Consider the following 2872-nt stretch of genomic DNA (forward strand, 5'->3'; position numbering starts at 1 on the left):
TTCAATCCCCCCCCGGTGCTACATGCAGCTTGGTACGGCCTGAGCCCCTCATCCAGCCCCTCTCCCCAGGGGAGAGGGAAGTTTTACTCTTCAACCATCCGCGCATACTCTTCGGTCAGAAAATCCACCAGCGTCCTGACGGACGGCAGCAGGCCGCGCCGCGAAGGATAAACCGCGTGAATCACTTCCCGTCGGGGTTCCCATGCGTCGAGCACCCGTACCAGTTCCCCTGACGCCAGCTGGTCCTTGACCATTAAAACCGGCAGCTGCACCACGCCGATGCCGGCCATGGCAGCTTCACGTAGCGCCAGCATATCGGTGGTAATCAATCGGGGGTGGTAATGAATCTCCGCTTTGGCACCTCCGGGACCTGACAGCGCCCATTTATGAATATGTTTCCCCTCGTTCATGCTTAACCCGGGCCAGGCACTGAGTTCAGATGGCACAACGGGTTCGCCCATGCGTTGAATTAAGGCCGGACCGGCGACCAGACAATGCCCCCTGTCAGCCAGCACCCTTAATACCAGGTCGCTGTCATCAAACGGACGCGGGCGTACGCGGATAGCGATATCAACCCCCTCACCCACCAGGTCTACCCGCCGGTTGGTCGCCTCAAGCTGAAGATTGATCCCGGGGTAGCGCGCCATAAATCTGGCCAACATCGGACCCACGTGGACATGCAATAGAGTTATCGGGCACGTAATTCTGACAACACCGCGCGGTTCAGCCTGCAGTGCCGCAACGGCTTCCTCCGCGGCCTCGGCCTCTACCATCATCGCTTTACAGTGCTGGTAGAAGGTCTGCCCGACCTCGGTCACCGTAAACTGTCGGGTTGTTCGGTGGATAAGCCGCACGCCAAGGCGTTCTTCCAGCTGCGCTATCCGGCGGCTTAGCCTGGACTTTGGCAGATCAAGCGCCCTTCCCGCCGCGGCGAAGCCACCGTAGTCCACCACCTTCACAAACCAGACGAAATCATTGAGATCCTGCATAAATCCTCATCGTTCCATTTTCAGAACAGTGAATGCCATTTTCACTATCTACCGGGATATTAACTCTGAATATAAGCTAATTACATCAACAGAACATCAGGAGTTAATCATGAAAAACGTAACAGGCGTTTATACCGCTCCCCGCCAGCACTGGGTTGGCGATGGTTTCCCGGTCCGTTCAATGTTCTCTTATCAGACGCACGGCGAGCCGCTGAGCCCGTTCCTGCTGCTGGACTACGCGGGCCCGTACACCTTTCCGGCCGATGGGGCGAAACGCGGCGTAGGCCAGCACCCTCACCGGGGTTTTGAAACGGTCACCATCGTCTATTCCGGTGAAGTGGAGCATCGCGACTCCACGGGCAAAGGCGGCGTCATTGGCCCCGGCGACGTGCAGTGGATGACGGCAGGGGCAGGCATTTTGCACGAGGAGTTCCACTCCAGCGCGTTCTCGCAGAAAGGCGGAGAACTAAAAATGATGCAGCTTTGGGTCAACCTGCCGGCTAAAGACAAGCTGGCGGCACCGGGCTACCAGAGCATTACGAAGGATGCGATCCCGGCCGTGACGCTACCGGACAACAGCGGTTCGTTGCGGGTTATTGCCGGTCGCTACGAGGCTGTAACCGGCCCGGCGCACACCTTCTCACCGCTCAACGTCTGGGATATTGCGCTGAACCAGGGAAACCACCTGACGCTCAATCAGCCCGAAGGCTGGAGCACCGCGCTGGTCGTGCTTGAAGGCAACATCACGGTGAACGGCACAACGCAGGCGGGTGAAGCTCAGCTGGTCGTATTGAGCCAGGAAGGCGACAAACTGCACCTGGAGGCGAACAGCGATGCCAAAGTGCTGCTGATGGCCGGCGAGCCGCTGAATGAACCCATCGTGGGCTATGGCCCGTTTGTGATGAACAGTAAAAGCGAAATCAACGAAGCCATTCGTGATTTTAACTCCGGCCGCTTCGGCCAGATCTGAACGTAATAAAGGAAAAGATAATGTCTACACCTGCGAATTTTAATGGCACACGTCCGGTTATTGATGTGAACGATGCGGTGATGTTGCTTATCGATCACCAGAGTGGTCTGTTCCAGACCGTTGGGGATATGCCAATGCCGGAACTGCGCGCCCGTGCGGCTGCGCTGGCAAAAATCGCTACCCTGGCGAAGATCCCGGTGATCACCACCGCGTCCGTTCCGCAGGGACCGAACGGACCGCTTATCCCGGAGATCCACGCCAACGCGCCGCATGCGCAGTATGTTGCCCGTAAAGGCGAGATCAACGCCTGGGATAACCCGGAGTTTGTAGCGGCGGTGAAAGCGACAGGGCGTAAGACGTTGATTATCGCGGGCACAATCACCAGCGTCTGCATGGCTTTCCCGTCAATCAGCGCGGTGGCGGACGGTTATAAAGTGTTTGCGGTGATTGATGCCTCCGGTACCTACAGCAAAATGGCGCAGGAGATCACCCTGGCGCGCGTGGTGCAGGCCGGCGTGGTCCCGATGGATACGGCGGCGGTGGCCTCCGAGATCCAGCGAACCTGGAACCGTGAGGACGCGGCTGAGTGGGCTGAGGTGTATACCCACATCTTCCCGGCTTACCGGCTGTTGATCGAAAGCTACGGCAAAGCACAGGAAGTGGTTAAAAACAGCGAAGTGCTCGATTCACAGCGTTAATCCTCTACTCCACGACGTAAAAACCGTGGAGCTGATTAATGCTTAACCGAACAGGCACTAAAGCTGAAAATCTGCTTGACCGTGTTAGCGCAACTCCCTATAGTAGCGCCCCGTTGCCCCCCAAGCGGTCAGGCAGCAAAACAATATGGTGAGGTGTCCGAGTGGCTGAAGGAGCACGCCTGGAAAGTGTGTATACGGCAACGTATCGGGGGTTC

At 57.6% G+C, this 2872-nt stretch carries 3 protein-coding genes; 2 read left to right on the plus strand and 1 reads right to left on the minus strand.

Features of this window, described 5'->3' with window-relative positions; all coding sequences use genetic code 11:
• Positions 1–83 precede the first annotated feature (83 nt).
• A complete protein-coding gene (locus DEO48_RS04715) occupies positions 84–989 on the minus strand; it encodes a LysR family transcriptional regulator (RefSeq protein WP_109844495.1) in 906 nt (301 codons plus the stop codon).
• Positions 990–1098: 109 nt separating this feature from the next.
• Here DEO48_RS04715 and DEO48_RS04720 point away from each other — a divergent pair, with 109 nt between their 5' ends.
• Together DEO48_RS04720 and DEO48_RS04725 are read left to right on the plus strand one after the other, a co-directional pair.
• Positions 1099–1959: a pirin family protein gene (locus DEO48_RS04720; protein ID WP_109844496.1), complete on the plus strand. Its 861-nt coding sequence runs from the start codon at positions 1099–1101 to the stop codon at positions 1957–1959.
• Between the two features lie 20 nt (positions 1960–1979).
• The gene (locus tag DEO48_RS04725; RefSeq protein WP_045326921.1) at positions 1980–2657 is read left to right on the plus strand and encodes an isochorismatase family protein; all 678 of its coding nucleotides are present in this window, start codon (positions 1980–1982) and stop codon (positions 2655–2657) included.
• Positions 2658–2872 lie beyond the last annotated feature (215 nt).

Source organism: Enterobacter sp. CGMCC 5087, from assembly GCF_003144775.1.
Classification (GTDB): Bacteria; Pseudomonadota; Gammaproteobacteria; order Enterobacterales; family Enterobacteriaceae; genus Enterobacter; species Enterobacter cloacae_M.

Coding starts and splice junctions, on each gene's coding strand:
- DEO48_RS04715 (WP_109844495.1), bottom strand. CDS start 989: ATGCAGGATCTCAATGATTTCGTCTGGTTTGTGAAGGTGGTGGACTAC.
- DEO48_RS04720 (WP_109844496.1), top strand. CDS start 1,099: ATGAAAAACGTAACAGGCGTTTATACCGCTCCCCGCCAGCACTGGGTT.
- DEO48_RS04725 (WP_045326921.1), top strand. CDS start 1,980: ATGTCTACACCTGCGAATTTTAATGGCACACGTCCGGTTATTGATGTG.